The 5,685-nt window shown below is 65.7% G+C and carries 6 protein-coding genes and 1 riboswitch; of the genes, 1 reads left to right on the top strand and 5 read right to left on the bottom strand.

Annotation, left to right across the window (positions count from 1 at the left end; all coding sequences use genetic code 11):
- Together carB and carA are read right to left on the bottom strand one after the other, a co-directional pair.
- Positions 1–1,193 (bottom strand): carbamoyl-phosphate synthase large subunit (carB, locus tag VK519_RS03160; RefSeq protein ID WP_324347596.1); only part of this gene is annotated, 1,193 nt, incomplete at its 3' end.
- Between the two features lie 60 nt (positions 1,194–1,253).
- On the bottom strand, positions 1,254–2,396 hold the full coding sequence (gene carA / locus VK519_RS03155; RefSeq protein WP_324347594.1) for a glutamine-hydrolyzing carbamoyl-phosphate synthase small subunit: 1,143 nt from the start codon (positions 2,394–2,396) through the stop codon (positions 1,254–1,256).
- A 187-nt stretch (positions 2,397–2,583) separates the two neighbouring features.
- Between carA and VK519_RS03150 the strand changes: the two genes are divergently transcribed.
- A complete protein-coding gene (locus VK519_RS03150) occupies positions 2,584–3,276 on the top strand; it encodes a 2OG-Fe(II) oxygenase (protein ID WP_324347592.1) in 693 nt (230 codons plus the stop codon).
- A 47-nt stretch (positions 3,277–3,323) separates the two neighbouring features.
- On the opposite strand, the gene VK519_RS03145 is transcribed toward VK519_RS03150, so the two are convergent.
- From VK519_RS03145 to VK519_RS03135, 3 genes are all read right to left on the bottom strand, one after another.
- Positions 3,324–4,322, bottom strand: a complete 999-nt coding sequence (locus VK519_RS03145; protein WP_324347590.1) for a sodium:calcium antiporter — start codon at positions 4,320–4,322, stop codon at positions 3,324–3,326.
- Between the two features lie 31 nt (positions 4,323–4,353).
- Positions 4,354–4,540, bottom strand: a riboswitch (yybP-ykoY riboswitch).
- Between the two features lie 50 nt (positions 4,541–4,590).
- Positions 4,591–5,340 carry a 4-hydroxy-tetrahydrodipicolinate reductase gene (gene dapB / locus VK519_RS03140; RefSeq protein WP_414692685.1) on the bottom strand — a complete coding sequence of 250 codons (750 nt, stop codon included), beginning with the start codon at positions 5,338–5,340 and terminating at the stop codon, positions 4,591–4,593.
- A gap of 41 nt (positions 5,341–5,381) precedes the next feature.
- Positions 5,382–5,685 (bottom strand): DnaJ C-terminal domain-containing protein (locus VK519_RS03135; protein ID WP_324347586.1); only part of this gene is annotated, 304 nt, incomplete at its 5' end.

Below are 5,685 nucleotides of genomic sequence, written 5' to 3'. Positions count from 1 at the left end.
GCTTTCTGCAACGACTCGGTAAAGCTGCGGCCGATCGCCATCACCTCGCCCACCGACTTCATCTGGGTGGTCAGGCGGGCATCGGCGGTGGGGAATTTCTCGAACGCAAAGCGCGGGATCTTGGTGACGACATAATCGATGCTCGGCTCGAACGACGCCGGAGTGAGGCCGCCGGTGATGTCGTTCTTCAGTTCATCGAGCGTGTAACCCACCGCAAGCTTCGCCGCGATCTTGGCAATCGGGAAACCGGTGGCCTTGGAGGCCAGGGCGGACGAGCGCGATACGCGCGGGTTCATTTCGATCACCACCACGCGGCCATCGCGGGCGTTGATGCCGAACTGCACGTTGGAACCGCCGGTATCGACGCCGATCTTGCGCAGCACTGCAATGGAGGCATCGCGCAGGCGCTGGTATTCCTTGTCGGTAAGCGTCTGCGCGGGGGCCACGGTGATCGAATCGCCGGTGTGCACGCCCATCGGGTCGAAGTTCTCGATCGAGCACACGATGATGCAGTTGTCCGCCTTGTCGCGGACCACTTCCATCTCGAACTCCTTCCAGCCGAGGACCGATTCCTCCACCAGCACCTCGTGCACGGGCGACAATTCCAGGCCGCGGCCGACGATCTCGATGAACTCCTCGCGGTTGTAGGCGATGCCGCCACCGGAACCGCCGAGGGTAAAGCTGGGACGAATGATGGTGGGAAAGCCCACGGTGGCCTGGACCTCATGCGCCTGCTCCATCGAGCGGGCGACGCCAGCCTTGGGGCAGTCCAGGCCGATGTCGGCCATGGCGTGGCGGAACAGGTCGCGGTCCTCGGCCATGCGGATGGCCTCGCGCGAGGCGCCGATCAGTTCGACGTTGTACTTGTCGAGCACGCCATGGTCGGCGAGGTCCAGCGCGCAGTTGAGGCCCGTCTGGCCGCCCATGGTGGGAAGCACCGCGTCCGGGCGTTCCTTCTCGATGATGCGCTCGACCGTCTGCCAGTTGATCGGCTCGATGTACACCGCGTCGGCGGTGTCGGGGTCGGTCATGATGGTGGCGGGATTGGAATTGACCAGCACCACGCGGAAACCTTCCTCCTTCAGCGCCTTGCAGGCCTGCGCACCGGAGTAATCGAACTCGCAGGCCTGGCCGATCACGATGGGGCCGGCGCCGATGATGAGGATGGTCTTGATGTCTTGGCGCTTAGGCATGGTGTGCTGTATCTCCGGGCGTTGTGGCGGTGGCTTTGCGGGACGGTGCGCGTTTGCGTCTTATCCGGCCTTGTCGCGCGTGGCCTTGTCCATCAGGGCAATGAAACGGTCGAAGAGGTAACCCAGGTCGTGCGGGCCGGGAGCCGCTTCCGGATGTCCCTGGAAGCAGAAGGCCGGGCGATCGGTAAGCGCGAAGCCCTGGAGCGAGCCATCGAACAGCGAGGTGTGGGTGACCCGGGCATGCGGCGGCAAGGTGGCAGCGTCCACTGCGAAGCCGTGGTTCTGCGAGGTGATCAGCACGCGGCCGTCGTCGTGGTCCTTCACCGGATGGTTGGCACCATGGTGGCCGAACTTCATTTTCATCGTCTTCGCGCCGATGGCCAGGCCCATGACCTGGTGGCCGAGGCAAATACCGAAGGTGGGCACGCGGGCGTCCAATACTTCGCGCGTGGCTTCGATCGCGTAATCGCAGGCGGCCGGATCACCCGGGCCGTTGGACAGGAACACGCCATCGGGCTGCATGGCCAGTACTTCGGACGCTGGCGTCTGCGCCGGCACCACGGTGACCTCGCAGCCACGCGCGGCCAACAGGCGCAGGATCTGGCGCTTGGTGCCGAAGTCCCAGGCCACGACCTTCAGGCGCGAAGGAACGCTGCGAAAGGCGACAGCATCCAGGTCGTAGTGGCCATCGGTCCAGGTGAAGCGGTCCTTCGTGCTGACCACCTTGGCCAGGTCCAGGCCGTTGAGGCCCGGGAAGGCGCGCGCCTTCGCCAGGGCGGCATCGGCGTCGATGGCGTCACCGGCAACGATGGCGCCCGCCAGGGCACCTTTCTCGCGCAGGATGCGGGTGAGGCGGCGGGTGTCGATGCCGGCGATGGCCACGATGTTGTTGCGGGCCAGGTACGAGGGCAGGCTTTCCTCGCTGCGCCAGTTGCTGGCCAGTCGCGGCACGTCGCGGACGATCAGGCCAGCGACGTGCACGCGGTCGGATTCGGCATCGGCCTCGTTCACGCCGGTGTTGCCGATGTGGGGATAGGTCAGGGTGACGATCTGCTGGGCATAGGAGGGATCGGTGAGGATCTCCTGGTAGCCCGTCATGGCGGTATTGAAAACCACCTCCCCGACCGTCTCGCCGTGGGCGCCGACGGCATGGCCGTAAAAAATGCTGCCATCTTCGAGGGCAAGCAGAGCGGGAGTGAGCATGGGACCGCCTTTTAGGTGCAGCAAGGTCCGCAAGCCTGCCTGGGGCGGCTCGAGGACCTGGGGGAGGATGTTGCTTGGGCGGGTGCAAATGATACGTTCCCGGCCCATTTCTGTCCACCGCGCCGAACCCGCTTGCGGGCCCGCCGCTGGCGTTACAATGCGACGGAAGCGCACTGCCGGTACCTCGATGAACGCCATCCTGCTCGACCCTGCCCGTCTGGATCGTCCCGATACGACGCTGCGGCACGACCCGTTTCCGTTCATGATTGCCCACGGCCAGCTGCCCGAAGAAGCCCGCGCCGAGCTCGACCGGGACTTCCCCAGGTATTCCAGCGCCGGGTTCTTCCCCTATGACGCCAGCGACTGCGGCCCCTCGGTCAATGCGCTGATCGACCGCATGACCTCCGGCGATTTCGCCGATGCCATCGGCAAGCGCCTGGGGATAGACAAACTGGGCCATTACCCCACGCTGGTCACCCTGTGCCGGCTGCTGAACAAGCGCCACGGCACCATCCACACCGATTCGAAAAGCAAGGTCGCCACGGCGCTCATCTACCTCAATGCGCAATGGCCGGACACCAGCGATGGCTGCCTGCGTTTCCTTGGCAAGATCGACGACATCGACAGCATGGTTTCGCCGGAGTTGAAACCGCTCTACGGCGAATTCGCCGTGTTCAAGCGCGCGGAGAACTCCTTCCACGGCCACCTGCCCTACGAGGGCGAGCGCCGTGTCATCCAGGTGGCGTGGCTCACCAGCGAGGAAGAAAAACTTCGCAAAACCAAGCGCGGCAAGTTCAGCCGGGTATTCAAGAAGATCTTCGGCTCGCTGGACAAGAAGATCGGCGCCGGGCGCGACCGCAACGCCTCGCACCCGGATTGATCCGCCTGCGCCTCCGGGGTCAGAGTCTTGACTCTGACCCCTACCGGTCAGCGCGATAGATACCAGCCGGCGAAGACGGCAAATACCCCATAAAGCAAGCCCACCGGCACCAGCCACCGGGCATTGACCGCGCCGCGCCGGAACATCACCCACAGGGCGATCACCGCGATCATCGTCACCACGCCTGCCGCCATCAGCGGCACGTCGAACAGCCAGGGCGTGGCGAACAGTGCAAGGGAACTGGGGATGGTCGCCTGGATCATCATCGCGCCGGAGATGTTGGCAAGGGCCAGGCGCTCCTTGCCCTGCCGCACCCAGATCACCGCATTGACGGTTTCAGGAAGCTCGGTGGCGACGGGGCTCAAGACCAGCGCCACCAGGTGTGGCGAAAGATGCAAGGCGTAGCCGATGGCCTCGAGCTGGCCGACGAACACACGCGATGCGATGGCGATCACGGTGAGTGCGAGCACCGCCTGGAACGCCACCCACGCCATGGAAGGATCTTCATCGCGTGGACGGAATTTCAGCGGCTCGAGTTCCTCGTCTTCCGGCACCGTGTCGTCGTCGCGCATCTCGCGCCACACATAGGCCGCGTAGGCCGCGAGGAACACCACGCCCAGCCAGGGCTTGATGGCGAAGGCCACCAGGCCCAGGCCGCACTTGACGATGAAGATCGCCAGGAACCACGATTGGTCGCGCGCCAGGCGCCGGTTGTCCACCCGCAATACCTGGTTGGGACGAGCCAGCTTGCGGCGGCAGCTCCACAGCGAAATACCCACGACCGCGTAGGCGATGGTGGCCAACACCAGCGGGCCACCCAGGGCCGCGCCAACACCGATGTCACGGGCTTCGGGCGTCTTGCCGAACACCACGGCCACGAAGGTGACCGCACTTTCGGGCAAGGCAGTGCCGAACGCGGCAAGCACGGTGCCCGTGGCCGTCGCCCCGAGCTTCAATTTGCGCCCGAACCATTCGATGCCGTTGACGAAGTATTCGCAGGCAAGGTAGATCGCCACGGCGGCGCCGAGGAAGAGCGCGAGTGTCATCAGCATCGAATTCGACTTCGCCGGGCGAAACGTTAGGACCGATGGCACAACGACGCGGCTCGCCCGGCAAGGGTGAACACGTCGATGGCCAAAGGTCTCGCCGGGCGGGTTGCCGGAAAACCGGCAACTGCTGTTCGCGCCATGCGGCAAGCCGCAAGTGTGTTGACGCGAACTCCTCAGGGGGTAAGAGGATGGCTACTCCCCAATGACATCACCGGAAAGGTTAGCGGGGTTGGTTGCCCGTGGCAACCGTAGGGCGCTTACCCGCTCAGCCGCCGCCAATGACGTGGTCGATGGTCCAGGCCCCGGGGGCGCGCCCCGTCAGCCACTTGGCCGCTTCCAGCGCGCCACGGGCGAAGATCGCACGGTCGGTGGCGCGGTGACCCAGTTCCAGGCGCTCGCCGCCGGACATCAGCCAGGCCGTGTGCTCACCCACGATGTCTCCACCGCGGACCACGGCAAAGCCGATCGTGCCGTCCTTGCGCACGCCTGGGCGCCCCTCGCGCGCATACACCGCGGCATCGGCCAGGGTGGTACCCCGCGCGCCCGCGGCAGCTTCTCCCAGCGCCAGGGCGGTACCGGAAGGCGCGTCTTCCTTGCGGCCGTGATGCGCCTCGACGATGTCCAGGTCCCAGTCGGGCAAGGCGGCCGCCGCTTCCTTCAACAGCCGCGTAAGTACCGCGATGCCCAGGCTGAAATTCGCCGCCCGGAGAATCGCGATGCGCTCGGCTGCCCGCACCAGGCGCGCTTCCAGGCCGGCATCGATGCCGGTGGTGCCTGTCACCAGGGGAATCCCGTGGGCTTCGCAATGATCCAGGGCTGAGGCGAGCCCCGCCGGGCCGCTGAAGTCCACCACGATGTCGATGCCCGTGGCGTCATGCCAGTCGCTGACGTAGCGCAAGCCGGTGCCTGGATCACGCACGGGCTTGCCCTCGTGCGGGGAGCCCGCCGTCACCATCGCACGCGCCAGTTCGAACCGGTCGTCCGGGCCTACCAGGCCCACAAGAGCGCGACCCATGCGCCCGGAGGCTCCGTTGATGGCAATGCGGATCGGCCGGGTCATCCGGAGGTCACGCGCGACCAGAATTGCTTCACGCCATCGATGAAATTGCTCGACCGCGGGGTATGCCGCCCCACTTCGGCGCTTTCGAAGGTGGCTTCGAGCTGCTCGAACAACTCGCGCTGTTCGCGCGTCAGGCGGACGGGTGTTTCCACCACCACGCGGCAGACGAGGTCGCCCGTGCGGCCACCACGAACGGACTTCACGCCACGACCGCGCAACTTGAACTGGTGGCCTGTCTGCGTTTCCGGCGGCACCGCGATGGGTACCTCGCCATCGAGCGTGGGCACCAGCAACTCCGCA

This window comes from Pinirhizobacter sp. (assembly GCF_035317885.1).
Taxonomy (GTDB): domain Bacteria; phylum Pseudomonadota; class Gammaproteobacteria; order Xanthomonadales; family Rhodanobacteraceae; genus Pinirhizobacter.
This window is presented reverse-complemented; position numbering and strand designations above follow the sequence as displayed.